The sequence below is a fragment of the Mesorhizobium sp. IMUNJ 23033 genome (assembly GCF_044778005.1).
GTDB lineage: Bacteria > Pseudomonadota > Alphaproteobacteria > Rhizobiales > Rhizobiaceae > Mesorhizobium > Mesorhizobium amorphae_A.
Map to the genome: position 1 here is coordinate 589,114 of NZ_JBJACT010000001.1, position 16,171 is coordinate 605,284.

At 64.3% G+C, this 16,171-nt stretch carries 16 protein-coding genes; 1 reads left to right on the forward strand and 15 read right to left on the reverse strand.

The window, feature by feature from the left end; all coding sequences use genetic code 11:
* Position 1 precedes the first annotated feature (1 nt).
* The 5 genes from ACFX5Q_RS02775 to ACFX5Q_RS02795 form a co-directional block, all read right to left on the reverse strand.
* Positions 2-1,297, reverse strand: a complete 1,296-nt coding sequence (locus ACFX5Q_RS02775) for a cysteine desulfurase-like protein (protein WP_404275174.1) — start codon at positions 1,295-1,297, stop codon at positions 2-4.
* 47 nt (positions 1,298-1,344) lie between these two features.
* Entirely contained in the window at positions 1,345-2,019 is a 675-nt protein-coding gene (locus tag ACFX5Q_RS02780; RefSeq protein ID WP_006202866.1) for an amino acid ABC transporter permease, read from the reverse strand.
* A 219-nt stretch (positions 2,020-2,238) separates the two neighbouring features.
* Positions 2,239-3,036, reverse strand: a complete 798-nt coding sequence (locus tag ACFX5Q_RS02785; protein WP_006202867.1) for an ABC transporter substrate-binding protein — start codon at positions 3,034-3,036, stop codon at positions 2,239-2,241.
* 73 nt (positions 3,037-3,109) lie between these two features.
* Positions 3,110-4,306, reverse strand: coding sequence for a pyridoxal phosphate-dependent aminotransferase (locus ACFX5Q_RS02790; RefSeq protein ID WP_404275368.1), 1,197 nt, complete (start codon positions 4,304-4,306; stop codon positions 3,110-3,112).
* A gap of 182 nt (positions 4,307-4,488) precedes the next feature.
* A complete protein-coding gene (locus ACFX5Q_RS02795) occupies positions 4,489-5,265 on the reverse strand; it encodes an HpcH/HpaI aldolase/citrate lyase family protein (RefSeq protein ID WP_404275176.1) in 777 nt (258 codons plus the stop codon).
* Between the two features lie 124 nt (positions 5,266-5,389).
* Here ACFX5Q_RS02795 and ACFX5Q_RS02800 point away from each other — a divergent pair, with 124 nt between their 5' ends.
* The gene (locus ACFX5Q_RS02800; protein ID WP_404275177.1) at positions 5,390-6,481 is read left to right on the forward strand and encodes an LLM class flavin-dependent oxidoreductase; all 1,092 of its coding nucleotides are present in this window, start codon (positions 5,390-5,392) and stop codon (positions 6,479-6,481) included.
* Positions 6,482-6,515: 34 nt separating this feature from the next.
* Here ACFX5Q_RS02800 and ACFX5Q_RS02805 read toward each other — a convergent pair whose 3' ends face one another.
* The 10 genes from ACFX5Q_RS02805 to ACFX5Q_RS02850 all read right to left on the reverse strand — a co-directional run bounded on the left by ACFX5Q_RS02805 (position 6,516) and on the right by ACFX5Q_RS02850 (position 16,163).
* On the reverse strand, positions 6,516-6,911 hold the full coding sequence (locus ACFX5Q_RS02805; protein ID WP_404275179.1) for a RidA family protein: 396 nt from the start codon (positions 6,909-6,911) through the stop codon (positions 6,516-6,518).
* A gap of 66 nt (positions 6,912-6,977) precedes the next feature.
* Positions 6,978-8,126, reverse strand: coding sequence for an acyl-CoA dehydrogenase family protein (locus tag ACFX5Q_RS02810; RefSeq protein ID WP_404275181.1), 1,149 nt, complete (start codon positions 8,124-8,126; stop codon positions 6,978-6,980).
* Complete coding sequence (locus tag ACFX5Q_RS02815; RefSeq protein ID WP_404275182.1) at positions 8,126-8,938, reverse strand: enoyl-CoA hydratase family protein; 813 nt, start codon at positions 8,936-8,938, stop codon at positions 8,126-8,128. The genes ACFX5Q_RS02810 and ACFX5Q_RS02815 overlap by 1 nt, the downstream gene beginning before the upstream one ends.
* Positions 8,935-9,405: a MarR family winged helix-turn-helix transcriptional regulator gene (locus ACFX5Q_RS02820; RefSeq protein ID WP_192178062.1), complete on the reverse strand. Its 471-nt coding sequence runs from the start codon at positions 9,403-9,405 to the stop codon at positions 8,935-8,937. Before ACFX5Q_RS02820 ends, ACFX5Q_RS02815 begins: the two co-directional genes overlap by 4 nt.
* Positions 9,399-10,172 carry an SDR family NAD(P)-dependent oxidoreductase gene (locus ACFX5Q_RS02825; RefSeq protein WP_404275184.1) on the reverse strand — a complete coding sequence of 258 codons (774 nt, stop codon included), beginning with the start codon at positions 10,170-10,172 and terminating at the stop codon, positions 9,399-9,401. Before ACFX5Q_RS02825 ends, ACFX5Q_RS02820 begins: the two co-directional genes overlap by 7 nt.
* Positions 10,169-12,463 (reverse strand): bifunctional salicylyl-CoA 5-hydroxylase/oxidoreductase, encoded by a 2,295-nt coding sequence (locus ACFX5Q_RS02830; RefSeq protein WP_404275186.1) that lies wholly within the window; start codon positions 12,461-12,463, stop codon positions 10,169-10,171. Before ACFX5Q_RS02830 ends, ACFX5Q_RS02825 begins: the two co-directional genes overlap by 4 nt.
* 144 nt (positions 12,464-12,607) lie before the next feature.
* Positions 12,608-13,444, reverse strand: coding sequence for an ATP-binding cassette domain-containing protein (locus tag ACFX5Q_RS02835; protein ID WP_404275188.1), 837 nt, complete (start codon positions 13,442-13,444; stop codon positions 12,608-12,610).
* Positions 13,437-14,318, reverse strand: coding sequence for an ABC transporter ATP-binding protein (locus ACFX5Q_RS02840; RefSeq protein ID WP_404275190.1), 882 nt, complete (start codon positions 14,316-14,318; stop codon positions 13,437-13,439). Before ACFX5Q_RS02840 ends, ACFX5Q_RS02835 begins: the two co-directional genes overlap by 8 nt.
* Complete coding sequence (locus ACFX5Q_RS02845) at positions 14,315-15,163, reverse strand: ABC transporter permease (protein ID WP_404275191.1); 849 nt, start codon at positions 15,161-15,163, stop codon at positions 14,315-14,317. The genes ACFX5Q_RS02840 and ACFX5Q_RS02845 overlap by 4 nt, the downstream gene beginning before the upstream one ends.
* Positions 15,156-16,163 (reverse strand): ABC transporter permease, encoded by a 1,008-nt coding sequence (locus ACFX5Q_RS02850; protein ID WP_404275193.1) that lies wholly within the window; start codon positions 16,161-16,163, stop codon positions 15,156-15,158. The genes ACFX5Q_RS02845 and ACFX5Q_RS02850 overlap by 8 nt, the downstream gene beginning before the upstream one ends.
* Positions 16,164-16,171 lie beyond the last annotated feature (8 nt).

Below are 16,171 nucleotides of genomic sequence, written 5' to 3' on the forward strand. Positions count from 1 at the left end.
ATCACGACAGCTTGGCGATGATCGTGCGCAGCGCTTCGCCGAAGCGGCGCACTTCATCCACCGTATTGTAGTGCACCAGCGAGGCGCGGATGGCGCCGCTGTCCATCGAGAGGTTGAGGCGCTTCATCAGCCGCGGCGCATACATGTGGCCATCGCGGATGCCGATCTGCATCTCGGCCATCTCCTCGACGATCCGCTGCGGCGACAGCGTGCCGATGTTGAAGCAGAAGGTCGGCACGCGCTCATGGATGCGGGCCTCGTCGGCGACGCCGTAGATCGTGGCATTGCAGTTCTTGAGCACGGCGAACATCTCGCGCGCCAGCACCAGTTCGTAGTCGCGGATGGCGTTCATGCCGGCGACGATGTTGTCGCGCCGCGACCGGTTGTTCTCGGGCAACAGATTGCGGCCGATCGATTCCAGATAGCGCACGGCGGCGTCCATGCCGGAGACATTCTCGTAGATGAAAGTGCCGGCCTCGACCTTGTAGGGCGGCTCGTCGGGAATGAAATCCTCGCGGAATGTCGGCAGTCGCTTCAGCGTCTCGAAGCGGCCCCACAGGAAGCCCATATGCGGCGAGAAATTCTTGTAGCCAGAGCAGACCAGATAGTCGCAATCCCAGGCCTGTACGTCGATCAGCCCATGCGGTCCGTAATGCACGCAGTCGAGGAACACTTCGGCGCCGGCGGCGTGCGCGATCTTCGCCACGGAAGCGACGTCGACGATCGAGCCGATCGAATGCGCCGTCACCGTGCAGGCGACGAGGCGAGTGCGGTCCGACACCAGCGGCTTGAGGTCGTCGACATGCAGATTGCCATCCTCGCGCATGCGCCACCATTTGAACTTGGCGCCGGCGGATTCCAGCGCCAGCCATGTGGCGATGTTGGCGTCGTGGTCCATGTCGGTGATGACGATCTCGTCGCGCCCTCCATCTGTGTCTTTGGCGAGCATCTGGCCGATGCCGAGGCTGACCAGGCGGATGAACGATGTGGCGTTCATGCCGAAGCAGATTTCGGATGGGCTGTAGGCGTTGATCAGCAACGCCACGCTTTCGCGCGCATCGGCGACCGACTGGTCGACAGTGACGCTGCGGCCATAGCGGCCACCGCGCTGCACATTGTGCGCCACCAGATGGTTGGTCACCGCGTCGAGCACGCTCTGCGGAATCTGCGCGCCGGCGGCATTGTCCAGGAAGATGAAGTCGCCGGCCCGCTGCAAGGCGGGGAACATCGCGCGGATGGCCTCGACCGGAAACGCGCCGGCGGCGCTGTTCGCATTGGCGGTTTGATGCTTGTTCAAGGTCGTCTCCTGCGAAGTGCTTTGCGGATGGGGATCGATAGCCGAAATCAGCGCGTCTTCTCGGTCTTGAAGCGGCGTTCAAGCAGGCTGACGAGGCGCACCATCGGCCAAAGGAAGATGAGATAGACCAGTGCCGCGCCGATCAGCGGCGAGGGGTTGGCGTAGAGCGACTGCGCGTTGGTCGCTTCCTTTAGCAGCTCCGGCAGCGCCACGGTGGAAGCGAGCGACGTGTCCTTGAACATCGAAACGCAATTGCTGGTCATCGGCGGAATGACCACGCGGATCGCCTGCGGCAGCACGACCTTGCGCAAGGTCAGCAGGAACGGCAGGCCGAGCGCTTGCGCCGCCTCGAACTGGCCGCTCGGAATGCTTTCTATGCCGGAACGGAACACCTCGGCCGAATAGGCCGCCATGATGATGGCGAACGCCGTCACCGCGGATGTCCAGGACGACAGGCGGATGCCGAGGAACGGCAGCGCGTAGTAGATCAGGATGAGCACGACCAGCACCGGCATCGCGCGGAAGATGTCGATGTAGCCGACTGCCAAGAGCCGCAGCGGCTTCGGTGCGTAGAGCCGCACCAGGCTGATCGCCAGCCCGATCGGGATGCCGATGCCGATGCTGAGGATGCCGAGCAGCAGCGTATTCAGGAAGCCGCGCAGCAGCGCCGGCAGGCTCGACATCATGACGTCGGCGTTGAAGAAGGTGTCCAGCAGCGACATGGGAGCATTCCCGAAACGGTTGGCGTCCCGCGACGCTAGAGCAAAGGATGCTCAAGTTGAAACCAATACGTCCCGCTGAGGGCAAGACGGCGCAGCCGCTGGCGCTGGCGTGTGAAATAGAAGCGCTGTGCGCCCTCTGCGGATCGGCAGCAGGCGCGGCGCCACGATTGAAATCGTGCCGGCCTGGAGAGCCGGCACGATTGCAGCGAAACCTGCCGGTCAGGCCTTCGGCAGCGGCATTTCCTTGACGGTCGAGGAATCGGCCGGTGCGTCGCTGCCGAACCACTTCTTGTGGATCGCGGCGATCGTGCCGTCCTTCTTCATCGCGCTCAGCGCGTCGTTCAGCTTGCCGAGCAGCGGATGGTCCTTGGTCATCATAAGGCCGTACTGTTCGCCGGTCTTGATGCGCTCCTTGACGGTGAGGTCCTTCATCTTGGTGAAGGAGTATTCCATGCCGGGAATGTCGCTGACGGCGGCGTCGACGCGGCCGGCGCTGAGATCGAGCAGCAGGTTCTGCTGCGTGTCATAACCTTTCACATCGCTGAACCCGCCGGCCGCCTGGTGCTCCTTGACCCAGGTTTCGCCGGTCGAGCCGGACAGCACGCCGATGATCTTGCCCTTGAGGTCGGCCTCGGCCTTGATCGGGCTGTCGGTCTTGGTGGCGATGCCCATGTCGGAATCATAATAGGGCTGGGTGAAGGACTGCGACTTCAGGCGTTCCGGCGTGATGGTGATCGACGAAATCGCCACGTCGATGCGCTTCGAGGTGGTGGCGGCGAACAGTGCCTGGAAGCCGAGATCGGCGATTTCCGTCGTCATGCCGATGCGCTTTGCGGCTTCGTTGACGATATCGACTTCAAAGCCCTCGAAAGTGCCGCTCTCGTTCTTGTATTCGAACGGCGGGTTGGTCGGATAGGCGCCGACATTGAGCACATCCGCGGCATAGGCGGTGGCGGGGCCGGCGGCGATGCCGATGGCGGCTGCGAGAAGAAGCAGATTGCGACGCGTGAAGCTCATTGGTGTTCCCTCTGTTGTTGAACGGACGGGTTGGTCCCGCACGGTTTTTTGCCGCCCCGTTTCCGGCAGGGCGTCAATTCATGGCAGCGACCATGCGATCGAGCGCGGTCGCTATCTGGTCGCGGTCACGGCAGACGCACATGCGCAGGAAGGCCGTTGCCGAACTTCCGAACAGGTGGCCGGGTGCCAGCCCGACGCGCGCCGTCTCCAGGATTTTTGCGCAGGCGCGACGGGCGTCGCTTTCGCCTTCCATCGCGAAGAACGCATACATGCCGCCGCGCGGCTTTTTGGGCAGGACGATGCCGGGGATCTCAGCCAGCCTGTCATAGGCGAGGTCGAGGCCGGTCTTGATCCGCTGCCGGATCTCCTCGACCAGCGGCTCGCCTTGGCGGATCGCCGCCACGGCGCCGGCCTGGATCGGAGCTGCCGTGCCGCTGTTCACGTACTGGGTCATGGCGCCGAGCTGGTCGGCCACATCAGAGGGATGGGTCAGCCAGCCGACGCGCCAGCCGGTCATCGCCCAGGCTTTCGAGAAACTGTTGACCGACAGCACCCTGTCGCCGTCCTCGGCGACCTGCAGGATCGAAGGCGCCACGTCGCCGTCGAAATAGAGCCGGCTATAGACCTCGTCGGAGATGATCCAGATGCCGGTGCGCCTGCTGAAGTCGAGGAGGGCCTGCATCTCCTCGCGCGACGCGGTCCAGCCCGTCGGGTTTGACGGCGTCGAGAGGAAGATCGCGCGCGTGCGCGCATCGCAGGTCGCAAACAGACGGTCGAGATCGAGCTGCCAGTCGCCCTTCAAGTCGAGTGAAAATGGGCGCGGCTCGCCACCGATCAGGTGGATGGCGTTGTGGATGTTAGGCCATTGCGGCGCGACGTAGACGACGTTGGTGCCGGTATCGATGAGCAGATCCAGAGCCAGGAACAGGGCCTGCATACCGCCGGGCGTGACCGTGGTGCGTGCGATGGGGATCGGCCGGCCGTGGATGCGCGTCTGGTACTCAGACAGCGCTTCGTTCAACGGGCCGTGACCGCGCATGTTGGGCACGTAAAAGGTCAGGCCCTCATCGAACGCCGCCTTGGCTGCGTCGCGGATGAAGGCGGGCGTCACCATGTCGCCTTCGCCATACCAGAGCGCGATCACGTCGCCCAGTTCGCGGGCGCGCACGGCAAGGTTGGCAATGTTTTCGGTGTGCAGATCGCGGATTTGGGCGCGGACGCCATCGAAAGCGTAACGCGCGCTGGCCAGAGACGACGACTGGGGCAGCATGAACGACAAGGACTGAACCTCGCACCCTGAACGCATCGACAGGGCTGCCGGCAAGCCCGTCCGGCACGGCAGCCACGATCGATATTGAATGCTTATCCAAAGTGCCGGACTTTTCAAGGCAAAAGTTTTAAGCTTAAAAAGTTTTCCGCTGTACCACGGACGACGATGCACTTCAAGCCGAGCTACCGGCGTTCGTCTCGTTCCAGTTCGGCGCGGGCGGCAGCATGGTTGGCGGCAGCGCCGGCGCCGAGAAACATCGTGTCGCTGGCCAGGATGAAGAAGCTGGCGCCGATGGCGCTCCACTGGCCGACCGGCTGCGGGCTGGCGCAAAATATGCCTGCGGTCTTGTCGTGCGCGATCGCCGCGCCGATGATCGTCCGGATCGCTGCGTTGAGTTTGTCGGTGCCTTTCGCGCCAATAGCGTCGATCGACACAGAAAGATCTCCGGGGCCGACGAAGATCACATCGATGCCGTCTACGGCCGCGATCTCCTCGATGTTGGCGAGCCCTTCGGCGGTCTCGACCTGCACCGCGACGACGGTCCTGGCATTGGCCTCAGTGAGGTATTCCGGGATGCGGTAGCCATAACCTGCGGCTCGACCGGGCCCGACGCCGCGCTCGCCTTGCGGCGGATAGCGAGAGGCCGTCACCGCCGCCTGGGCCTGGGCGGCGGTCGAGATGCGCGGGATCAGAACGCCCTGCGCGCCGCTGTCGAGTGCGGCGGCGATCGCTTCCGGCTGATGGCCGGGCACGCGCACCATGGCCGGCACGCGATGGATGTCTGCCGCCCGCACCATGTTTTCGATCGTGTCCCGCGATATCTGGGCGTGCTCCCAGTCGATGCAGAGGAAATCGAGACCGGACTGCGCCATCACCTCCACCGCAACCGCATGCGGTATGGCGGCGAACGAGCCGATGAGGTTCTTCTTGCCGATGCATTTCTGGCGGAATTCGCTCATGCCCATCCCTTTCCTGGTCCTGCCCAAATCCATATCCGCAAACGACGGTCGAGCGAAGCTATTTCAGGCTTGAAATATTTTCCCGTAACCGTAGCCTGCCGTCTCCCGCCGAGAGTTTTCAGACATGATCAAAGCCCATCCCCTGCATGGCCCGAACAGGTTGAAGCTCGGCGTCTTTTCGACCAATGCCGATGGCGGGCTTGCCATCACCGATGTACCGGAACGCTGGACGGCGAGCTGGCCGGACAATCTGACGGCGGCCCGGATCGCCGACCGCGCCGGGCTCGAATTCATGCTGCCGATCGCGCGCTGGCGCGGTTTTGGCGGTCGCAACAAGGTGCGCGAATGGTCGTTCGAGACCTTCACCTGGGCGGCGGCACTCAGCATGGCCACCGAACAGATCGGCCTGTTCATGACCGTGCATGTGCCGCTCGTGCATCCGCTTTACGTCGCCAAGGCATTGGCCACGGTCGATCACATCAGCCAGGGCCGCGCCGGACTCAACATCGTCTGCGGCTGGAACCCTAAGGAATTCGGCATGTTCGGCACGCCTCTGGTCGACAAGGGCTACGACCAGGCAGCCGAATGGATCGAAATCCTGGAAAAACTTTACGCCTCGGACGAGCCTCTCGACCATGACGGCACCTACTACCATCTGAAGGAGGCCGTGAGCCGCCCGGCAAGCCTGCAAGTTCCGCGACCGGTGACCATGAACGCGGCCTTCGGCGGGCCGGGCCGGGATTTCGCCGCCGCCAAATGCGACTATCTGTTCACGACCTTTTCCGAAATGACTGACGCCGGCAAGCACGTCGCCGACATAAGTGAGCGCGCCGACAAGCAGGGCCGCGATGTCGGCGTCTACACGGTGGCCCATGTCGTCTGCCGCCCGACGATGGAAGAGGCGCAAGCCTATTACACGCGCTACGCCGTTGATATGGCCGACCACGACGCGGTCGACGCTCATATGGCCGGCAAGAAGGAATTCTCGCAGTCGCACGATACGCATGCCTATGACCGCTACCGGCAGCGCTTCGCCGGTGGCGCCGGCACCTACCCGCTGATCGGGACGCCTGAAACCATCGCCGCCGACATGATCGCTATCGCCGGGCACGGCTACCAGGGGATTGCGCTGTCCTTCGTCAACTACACGCAGGAACTGCCCTATTTCTGCGACCGCGTGCTGCCCCTGTTGAGGCAGGCGGGGCTTCGCGAATAAATCATTCTGCACGGACAGTTATTCCGGAGATTGGCTATTCCGGGATAACGGCGGTCGCCTGGATCTCCACCTTGGCGCGGTTCTCGACCAGCGCCATCACCTGCATGGCGGCCATGGCCGGAAAGTGTCGGCCGATCACCGCACGATAGGCTTCGCCGATCCCCTTGAGATTGGCCAGATACTCGGCCTTGTCGGTGAAATACCAGGTCATCGAGGTGATATGCTGCGGCTCACCGCCAGCCTCCGCCAGCACGGCGACGATGTTCTCAAGCGTCTGCCGCACCTGGCCGACGAAATCATCGGTCTCGAACCGGCATTGCCCGGTCCAGCCGACCTGGCCGCCGATAAACACGAGTTGCCCCCGCGCGGCGACGCCATTGGCATAGCCGACGGGTTTCGCCCAGCCTTCCGGCTGCAGGATGGTGTGCATGTCTGGCCTCCCGATACTTCGCAAAAATGTCCAGTTCGAAAATAATTAGCCGTATAATTTCCGGCCTCAGGCGGCGCCCATCACTTGCCTGGCGATCACCACTTTCTGCACGTCGGATGCACCCTCATAGATGCGCAGCGCCCGGATCTCGCGATAGAGGCTCTCGACGATATGGCCCTTGCGCACGCCGTCGCCGCCGTGAAGCTGCACGGCCCTGTCGATCACCTGTTGCGCCTTGTCGGTGGCGAACAGTTTTGCCATCGCCGCCTCCCGCGTCACCCGCGGGGCCCCCATGTCCTTGGTCCAGGCGGCGCGATAGATGAGCAAGGCGGCGGCATCGACATCGAGCGCCATGTCGGCGATATGGCCCTGCACCATCTGCAGCTCGGCCATCGGCGCGCCGAACAGTTTTCGGTCGGCCACCCTGCCGATGCTTTCGTCCAGCGCCCGGCGGGCAAAACCAAGCGATGCAGCGCCGACGGTCGAGCGGAAGACGTCGAGCACCGACATGGCGATGCGGAAGCCATCGCCCGGTTTGCCGATCAGCGCCGAGGTTGGAACACGGGCGTTTTCGAAGGAGAGCCGTGCCAGCGGATGCGGCGCGATCACCTCAAGCCGTTCGGCGATGCTCAGGCCTTTCGTTTCTGTCGGCACGATGAAGGCTGAAAGTCCCTTTGCGCCGGGCGCCTCGCCAGTGCGGGCAAAGACGATATAGAGGTCGGCGATGCCGCCATTGGAGATCCAGGTCTTTTCGCCCGACAGCAGATAGAAGTCGCCGTCGCGCGTGGCCGACATCTCCATGTTGGCGACATCCGATCCCGAGCGCGGCTCCGACAGCGCGAAGGCGGAAATCGCCTTGCCGGCGCGTGTCTTCGCCAGCCATTGCTGCTGCTCGGGCGTGCCGAACAGGCTGAGCGCGCCGGTGCCGAGCCCTTGCATGGCAAAGGCGAAGTCGGCCAGCCCGTCATGCCGGGCCAGCGTCTCGCGGGCGAGGCAAAGCGTGCGCACGTCGAGCGGTCCGGGATTTTCGGTATCGAGCGCAGTTGGTTTCAGCCAGCCGTCCCGCCCGAGCTTCGCCACCAGCTCACGGCAGGCGGCGTCGACATCGTGGTGTTCGACCGGCAGGTTTTTCGCGCACCAGGTGTCGAGCTGTTCGGCGAGCGCGCGGTGGCGATCCTCAAAGAACGGCCAGTTGAGGAAGGAACGGTCAGCCATCAATTCCCCTCGAACACCGGTTTCTCCTTAGCCACGAACGCCTCGTAAGCCCGCTCGAAATCGCCGGTCTGCATGCAGATCGCCTGCGCCTGTGCTTCGGCCTCGATCGCCTGGTCGAGCCCCATTGACCATTCCTGGTTGAGCTGCGTCTTGGTGATGCCATGCGCGAAGGTGGGGCCGGAGACGATGCGCGCTGCCATCTCCAGCGCGTCGGCCTCGAGTGTCGCTGCATCGACAAGCCGGTTGTAGAACCCCCAGCGCTCGCCTTCGGCAGCACTCATCGTCCGGCCGGTGTAGAGCAGTTCGGCGGCACGGCCCTGGCCGATGATGCGCGGCAGGATCGCGCAGGCGCCCATGTCGCAGCCGGCAAGGCCGACGCGCGTGAACAGGAAGGCTGTCTTCGCCTCCGGCGTGGCGATGCGAATGTCCGAGGCCATGGCGATGATGGCGCCGGCGCCAACCGCCGCGCCGTCGACCGCCGCGATGATCGGCTTGCCGCAATTCAGCATCGCCTTGACGAAATCGCCGGTCATGCGGGTGAAGGCGAGCAGTTCCTTCATGCCCATCTTGACCAGCGGGCCGATGATGTCGTGGACATCGCCGCCCGAGCAGAAATTGCCGCCATTGGGCAGGAACACCACCGCATCGACATCGTCGGCATAGACCAGGTCGCGGAACGTGTCGCGCAGTTCGGCATAGCTGTCGAAGGTCAGCGGGTTCTTGCGTTCTGGCCGGTCGAGCCGGATGTTTGCCACCCGGCCTTCGACCTGCCAGAGGAAGTGCTTGGGCTTGCGCCCTGCCATTTGGGTCATTCGCGTCCCTCCCAATTGCTGCGGAACGAGGTCAGCATGCCGGTCAGCCGGCGCGCTTCGTCCTCGCTGACATTGCCCAGCAGTTCACCGACCCAGCCTTCATGCGCGGCGGCGATCATGGCGAAGGACCTCACACCTTCCTCCGTCAGCCGCACCATCGAAGTGCGGCGGTCGCCGTTGCGGCGGGCCCGGGCGACAAGCCCTTCCGACACCAGCCGGTCGACGATGCCCGTTACATTGCCGTTGGACACCAGCAGGAAGCGCGACAAATCGCTCATCAGCATGCCTTCCGGCGCACGGTAGAGCGCCGCCATCACGTCGAAGCGCGGCAGCGTCGTGTTGAACTCCTTCTTCAGCCGCTCGCGCAGCTCCGCCTCTATGGTGCGCGAGGCGCGCAGCAGGCGTATCCAGAGGCGCAGCCGGTCCTTGCCGGGTCCTGAAGGGGTGGGCAGGGGACCGGCTACCATGTCTCGCCTCCTGAAATCGAAATCGTCTGCCCGGTGATCGATGCCGCCACATCGCCGCACAGCCACAGCACCGCGGCGGCGACTTCCTCCGGCTGGATGAAACGTCCCTGCGGATTTGTCGAGGACAGGCTTGTGCGTGCGTCCTCGACCGAGCGGCCGGTCTTTTCGACGATGCGCTGGATGGAGGTTTCCAGCATCTCTGTCTCGACGAAACCCGGGCAGACGGCATTGACGGTGACGCCGGATCTGGCGGTCTCGGCAGCGAGTGCCCGCATCAGCCCGACGACCCCATGCTTGGCCGCGACATAGGCCGAAACGTAAGCGTAGCCTTTCAGGCCGGCGGTCGAGGCAACAAAGACGATCCGGCCGACCTTCCGCGCCGCCATGCCGGCCAGCGCCGGCTTCACCGTCAGGAACGCGCCTGTCAGGTTGACGTCGAGCGTCCGCTGCCAGTCGCTGAGCGCGGTTCTGTGCGCCGGGGCGCTGCCCGACATGCCGGCATTGGCGACGACGATGTCGAACGGTCCGCGCTCTGCTTCCGCCTGGCTGTAGAGGGAGGTCATCGACGCCTCATCGGTAACGTCGGCGGCAATGCCGAAGATGCGGTCGCTTTGCCCCGCGACTTCGGCAAGTGCCGCCTCGCGCCGGCCGCAGATGGTGACGTTGATGCCGGCACCGGCCAATGCCAGCGCGATGGCCCGGCCGACGCCGGAGCCGCCGCCGGTGACCAGTGCATGCCTGCCTGCGATCGTTGACACGGCGCTCATACTTTCAGCCCCGCTGCCGCATCGCGCTCGGCCAGCCGATAGATCTGGTCACGGCCTGGCAGATAGGGATCCGGCCATTTGACGCCGCGGTCGCCAAGCGTGACGGCCGCATGCAGCGTCCAGTAGGGATCGGTGAGATGCGGCCTCGCCAGCGCCACAAGATCGGCGCGGCCGGCCATCAGGATCGAGTTGACATGGTCGGCCTCGTAGATGTTGCCGACCGCCATCGTCGCCATGCCGACCTCGTTGCGGATCCGGTCGGAAAACGGCGTCTGGAACATGCGGCCGTAGACAGGTTTTGCCGACGCCGAAGTCTGCCCGGCCGAAACGTCGCAAATATCGACGCCAGCCTCGTGCAACAGCTTGGCGATCTCGACCGCGTCGGCAGGCGTCACGCCTTCGATGCCGACCCAGTCATTGGCCGAGATACGCATCGAGATTGGTTTTTCGGCCGGCCAGACAGTGCGCACCGCGCGAAAGACCTCAAGCGGAAAGCGCATGCGGTTTTCGAGCGAGCCGCCATATTCATCCGTGCGCCGGTTGGTGATCGGCGTGATGAAAGAGGACAGCAAATAGCCATGCGCGGCATGGATCTCCAGCATGTCGAAGCCGCACCGGTCGGCCATCTCGGCGGAAGCGACGAACTGGTCGCGCACCAGGTCCATGTCGGCGCGGTCCATCGCCTTCGGCACTTGGTTCTGCGGCGACCAGGCCACAGCCGACGGCGCCATCACCGGCCAGTTGCCTGAGGGTAGTGGCACGTCCGTTCCCTGCCAGCCGACGCGGGTCGAGCCCTTGGCGCCGGAATGGCCGATCTGGGCGCAGATCCTGGCCTCTGTTTCGGCATGGACGAAATCGACCAGGCGCTTCCAGGCCACCTCGTGCGCCGGCGCGTAGAAGCCGGTGCAGCCTGGCGTGATGCGTCCCTCGGGGCTGACGCAGGTCATCTCGATGTAGAGCAGGCCGGCACCGCCCTTGGCCCGCTCGGCGTAATGAGCAAAATGCCAGTCGGTAGGGCAGCCGTCGATGGCCTTGTACTGCGCCATGGGTGAGACGACGATGCGGTTGGCGAGCACCATCTCGCGCAGCTTGAACGGCGCGAACATCGGCGCACGGCGCAGGCTGTTCCCGCCGGCGCCGGCCTGGCGCTGGAACCATTTCTCCGCGCCGGCCAGCCATTCGGCGTCGCGCAGCCTGAGATTCTCGTGGCTGATGCGTTGCGAGCGAGTCAGCAGCGAATAATTGAACTGCACCGGATCGAGGCCGAGATAGCGCTCGACCTCCTCGAACCATTCCAGCGAATTGCGCGCCGCCGACTGCAGCTTCAGCACTTCGGTGCGCCGTGCGTCCTCATATTTACGGAACGCCGCTTCGAGGTCCGGCTCGGACTCGACATAATCGGCAAGCGCCACAGCACTTTCCAGCGCCAGCTTGGTGCCGGAGCCGATCGAGAAATGCGCCGATGCCGCCGCGTCGCCCATCAGGGCAAGGTTCTTGTACGACCAGCGTTCGCACAGCACGCGCGGGAAATTGATCCAGGCCGAACCTCTTATGTGGTTGGCATTGGTCATCAGCGCATGGCCGCCGAGATGTTTTTCGAAGATACGCTCGCAGACTGCGATCGATTCCTGCTGCGTCATCGCGCCGAAGCCGAAGCGCTCCCAGGTCTGCTCGCTGCATTCGACGATGAAAGTCGCGGTTTCGCTGTCGAACTGGTAGGCATGCGCCCATACCCAGCCATGTTCCGTCTTCTCGAAGATGAAGGTGAAGGCGTCGTCGAACTTTTGCTGCGTGCCGAGCCAGACGAACTTGCACTTGCGGGTATCGATGTCCGGTTTGAACACGTCGACGAAAGTGCCGCGCGCTCTCGAGTTCAGACCGTCGGCGGCAACCACCAGATCGTGGCTCTCCATGTACGGGCGCGGATCGGCGATGTCGGTCTCGAATTCCAGTCTGATGCCGAGCTCGCGCGCCCGCCGCTGCAGCAGGATCAGCAGCCGCTTGCGGCCGATGCCGCAGAAACCGTGGCCGGTCGAGACCGTACGCACGCCATCGTGGATGACGGCGATGTCGTCCCAATAGGCGAAATGCTTCCTGATCCAGACGGCGCTGACCGGATCGTTTCTGGTCAGGTTCTCCAGCGTTTCGGCCGACAGCACGACGCCCCAGCCGAACGTGTCGTCGGCACGGTTGCGCTCGAACACCGTCACCTCGTGCGTGGCGTCTCGTAGCTTCATCGAGATGGCAAAGTAGAGGCCGGCTGGTCCACCGCCGAGAACCGCAACCTTCATGCCTGCGATCTCCTCTTCGCTTTCCGGGTCGCCGGCAAGGCCGGCGATCCCGACGCTCAGTATCGCGCCGCAGGTAATTTATTTCAAGCTTAAAGTTTTATATCGAAACGATTCCCGACGTCCGCGCGTGGCATGCGAATGCGTTCATGTGGGTGCCTTTGTCGTGGCAAGCGTACCCAGCCAGACCGAGTCGATTTGGGGCAGTGGGATGGCTGATATCAGGTCGCGTGTGTAGGCGTCCTTCGGACTGTCGAAAAGGACGTCGGTGGCGTTCGCTTCGACGATCCTGCCTTCACGCATGACGATCGCCTGCTGGCAGAGCCGCCGGATTACCGACAGATCGTGGCTGATGAAAGCGACCGTCAGGCCCATCTCAGCCGCGAGTTTCTCCAGCAAGGTCAGGATCTGCGCTTGCGTCGACACGTCGAGGCCGGAGACGATCTCGTCGGCGAGCACGAATTTCGGCGACAGCGCCAAGGCGCGGGCGATGCCGACGCGCTGGCGCTGGCCGCCCGACAATTGGTGGCGGTAGCGGCCGGCGAAATTTTGCGGCAGGCCGACGCGCTGCAACGCCTTGGCGACTCGGGTCTTGAGATTGTCGCCAAGGCCATTCTGTTTCAGCGGCGCGGCGATGATGCTGAAGATTGTCCGGCGCGGGTTGAGCGACGACATCGGATCCTGGAAGATCATCTGCAGGTCGCGGCGGAGCGGCCTGAGTTCGGCCTCCGAGAGATGGCTGATGTCGCGCCCTTCGAAGCTGATCGAGCCGGCGCTGGGCTCAAGCAGGCGCACCAGGGCGCGGCCCAGCGTCGATTTGCCGGAACCGGATTCGCCGACAATGCCGGTCACCGATCCCTTGGGCAGGTCGAAATCGAGCCCCTTCAGGATCTCGGCCAGCGGCGCCCGGCCGATCAGCGGCTTGCGGGTCATGTCGGGCAGCGCGACCTTCAGTCCGCGCACGGAAATCAGCGGCTCAGCCATGCGGTCGCCTCCAGGCCTGGTCGGCGGCGGCAATCTCGGCAGCCAGCCCGGCCAGCACGGCGTCATCCACCGGTCTCAGCGAGGCGAGCGGATCGGTGTAGCGCGGCGTGGCCGCCATCAGCGCCCGCGTATAAGGGTGCTGGGGTGCTGCGAACAGCGCCGCGGTCTCGGCCTCTTCCACCACCTTGCCGGCGTAGAGCACCGAGACCCTCTGGCTGATCTTGGCGACGACGCCAAGGTCGTGGGTGACGAACAGGATCGCCGTGCCGTGGTCGCGCTGCAATTGCGCGATCAGGCGCAGTATCTGCTTCTGCACCGTTACGTCGAGTGCCGTGGTCGGTTCGTCGGCGACGATCAGCCTTGGCTCGGCGGCGAAGGCCGCCGCGATCAGCACGCGTTGGCGCATGCCGCCGGAAAGCTCGTGCGGATAGGTTTTCAGCACGCGCTCCGGGTCGCGGATCTGCACCTCGTCCAGCAACTGGCGGATGCGCCTATCGGCCCTCTCGCCGCTCCAGCCGAGGATGCGCACCAGCCGGTCGGTCATTTGCGGGCCGATGCGGCGCGACGGGTTGAGCGCGGTCAACGGGTCCTGCGGGATCAGCGCCGTGCGGGCGCCGATCAGCGTGCGTCTTGCCTTCGGCTGAAGTTGGCCGAGGTCTTCGCCTTCGAGCAGCATGTCGCCTTCGACGATGCGCACGCTGGACGGCAGCACGCCGAGCACCGCCTTGCCGATCATCGTCTTGCCGGCACCGCTTTCGCCGACCAGCGCACGCACCTCGCCGGGCTGGACTGAGAGCGAGACCGAACGCAGCACGCGCTGGCCGTTCGGCAGCACGGCGCTCAACGAGCGGATATCGAGGCAAGCCGCGCTCATCGCAGCACCGGATCGAAACGCGCCTTCAGCGCCTCGCCGAACTGGCTGAACGACAGCACGGTCAGGATCAGCGTGATCAGCGGGAACACCAGCACCCACCAGGCCTGATGGATCGACAGCCGGCCCTCGGCGATGATGCCGCCCCAGGTCGGATCGTCGGTCGAGATCGACAGATTGACGAAGGACAGGATCGCCTCGACGATGACGGCGATGCCCATTTCCAGCGACAAAAGCGCGACGATCGACGGCACCACATTGGGCAGCACTTCGCGCAGCATGATGCCGATGCGGCCATAGCCGGCGATGCGGGCATTCTCGACATAGTCCATGCGCGACTGCCCCATCGCCTCGGCGCGGATCACCCTGCAGAAGCGTGTCCAGTCGATGACAGCAATCGCAATGATGACGGAGCTGAGGCCGGTGCCGAGCACGGCGACCAGCAGGATAGCGAACAGCACCGGCGGGAAGGCCATCCAGATGTCGACGATGCGCGAGATGATTCGGTCGGCCCAGCCGCCGAAATAGCCGGCAATCAGCCCGAGCGCCGAGCCGACCAGACAAGCGGCGATTGCCGCGGCGAAGGCGACGATGAAGGCGATGCGGCCGCCGAAGATCAATCGCGACAGCAGATCGCGACCGAGGCTGTCGGTGCCCAGCCAATAGCCGGGCTCGGTCCCGTCCAGCCAGAAAGGCGGCAGCCGCTCCAGCATCAGGTCCTGCGCCAGCGGGTCCTGCGGTGCGACCAGCGGCGCCAGGATCGCCGCCAGCAGCGCCAGCAGCAGCCAGCCGCCGGCAAGCCACAGCCTCGGCCCCACGCCACGCCTGGCGATGCGTGCCTCATCCATGGCGCAGCCTTGGATTGAGCAGTGCATACATCATGTCTACAGCAAGGTTGATCAGCACGAACAGCAGCGCGAAGACGAGCACGATGCCCTGGATCAGCGGCAGGTCGCGATTGATGACCGCATCGATCGCCATATTGCCGAGGCCTTCATAGGAAAACAGCCGCTCGACGATGACCGTGCCGCCGATGAGGAAGGTGAACTGCACGCCGACCAGCGTCAGGGTCGGCAAGGCGGCGTTCTTCAGCGCCTCGCGCAGGATGACCTGCGTTTCGGAAAAACCCTTCACCCGCGCCAGCACGACATAGTCGAGGTCGAGCACTTCCTTCAGCGACTGTTTCAGCAACTGCGCGATGATCGCAGCCAGCGGCAGCGCCAGCGCCACGGCCGGCATCAGCATATGTTTCAGCAGGTCCCAGGTGAGGTCGAAACGCAGCCGCAGCATGCTCTCGACGAGATAGAATTGGGTGACGAAGGGCAGGTCGAGCTGTGGCGACACCCGGCCGGAAATGTCGAACACGGGTATAAGCACGCCGAACAGCAGGATCAGCACCAGGCCCCACAGGAAGTCTGGGATGGAAAGTGCTGTCCCGCTGGCGATGTCGATGCCGGCCTCGACCGCCGTGCCGCGTTCGCGCGCGCCGAGGATCGCCGCCGTGCCGCCGATCGCCACCGCCATAACAAGTGCGACTGTTGCGAGCTCCAGCGTCGCCGGCAGCCGGTTGAACACCAGCCCCAGCACGTCTTGCCGCAGCGAGATCGAAGTGCCGAAATCGCCCCTGACGACGCCGGACAGCCAGATGAAGAATTGCTGCACGATGGTCTTGTCCAGACCGTACAGCGCGCGCAGCCGGGCAATGTCGGCATCGCTGGCACCGGGCGGCAGCATCATCGCGATCGGGTCGCCAGGCGCGACGCGGATGACGACAAAGACGACGATGGCGACGCCGAACAGCGTGATCGCCATCGTCAGCAGACGGATCAGAAATCTTTGCAGAAGCATGGTCGCCT

Excerpts from the sequence above, each read along its gene's own strand:
- ACFX5Q_RS02780 (WP_006202866.1), bottom strand. The coding sequence starts at position 2,019 with ATGTCGCTGCTGGACACCTTCTTCAACGCCGACGTCATGATGTCGAGC.
- ACFX5Q_RS02785 (WP_006202867.1), bottom strand. The coding sequence starts at position 3,036 with ATGAGCTTCACGCGTCGCAATCTGCTTCTTCTCGCAGCCGCCATCGGC.
- ACFX5Q_RS02790 (WP_404275368.1), bottom strand. The coding sequence starts at position 4,306 with ATGCTGCCCCAGTCGTCGTCTCTGGCCAGCGCGCGTTACGCTTTCGAT.
- ACFX5Q_RS02795 (WP_404275176.1), bottom strand. The coding sequence starts at position 5,265 with ATGAGCGAATTCCGCCAGAAATGCATCGGCAAGAAGAACCTCATCGGC.
- ACFX5Q_RS02800 (WP_404275177.1), top strand. The coding sequence starts at position 5,390 with ATGATCAAAGCCCATCCCCTGCATGGCCCGAACAGGTTGAAGCTCGGC.
- ACFX5Q_RS02805 (WP_404275179.1), bottom strand. The coding sequence starts at position 6,911 with ATGCACACCATCCTGCAGCCGGAAGGCTGGGCGAAACCCGTCGGCTAT.
- ACFX5Q_RS02810 (WP_404275181.1), bottom strand. The coding sequence starts at position 8,126 with ATGGCTGACCGTTCCTTCCTCAACTGGCCGTTCTTTGAGGATCGCCAC.
- ACFX5Q_RS02815 (WP_404275182.1), bottom strand. The coding sequence starts at position 8,938 with ATGACCCAAATGGCAGGGCGCAAGCCCAAGCACTTCCTCTGGCAGGTC.
- ACFX5Q_RS02820 (WP_192178062.1), bottom strand. The coding sequence starts at position 9,405 with ATGGTAGCCGGTCCCCTGCCCACCCCTTCAGGACCCGGCAAGGACCGG.
- ACFX5Q_RS02825 (WP_404275184.1), bottom strand. The coding sequence starts at position 10,172 with ATGAGCGCCGTGTCAACGATCGCAGGCAGGCATGCACTGGTCACCGGC.
- ACFX5Q_RS02830 (WP_404275186.1), bottom strand. The coding sequence starts at position 12,463 with ATGAAGGTTGCGGTTCTCGGCGGTGGACCAGCCGGCCTCTACTTTGCC.
- ACFX5Q_RS02835 (WP_404275188.1), bottom strand. The coding sequence starts at position 13,444 with ATGGCTGAGCCGCTGATTTCCGTGCGCGGACTGAAGGTCGCGCTGCCC.
- ACFX5Q_RS02840 (WP_404275190.1), bottom strand. The coding sequence starts at position 14,318 with ATGAGCGCGGCTTGCCTCGATATCCGCTCGTTGAGCGCCGTGCTGCCG.
- ACFX5Q_RS02845 (WP_404275191.1), bottom strand. The coding sequence starts at position 15,163 with ATGGATGAGGCACGCATCGCCAGGCGTGGCGTGGGGCCGAGGCTGTGG.
- ACFX5Q_RS02850 (WP_404275193.1), bottom strand. The coding sequence starts at position 16,163 with ATGCTTCTGCAAAGATTTCTGATCCGTCTGCTGACGATGGCGATCACG.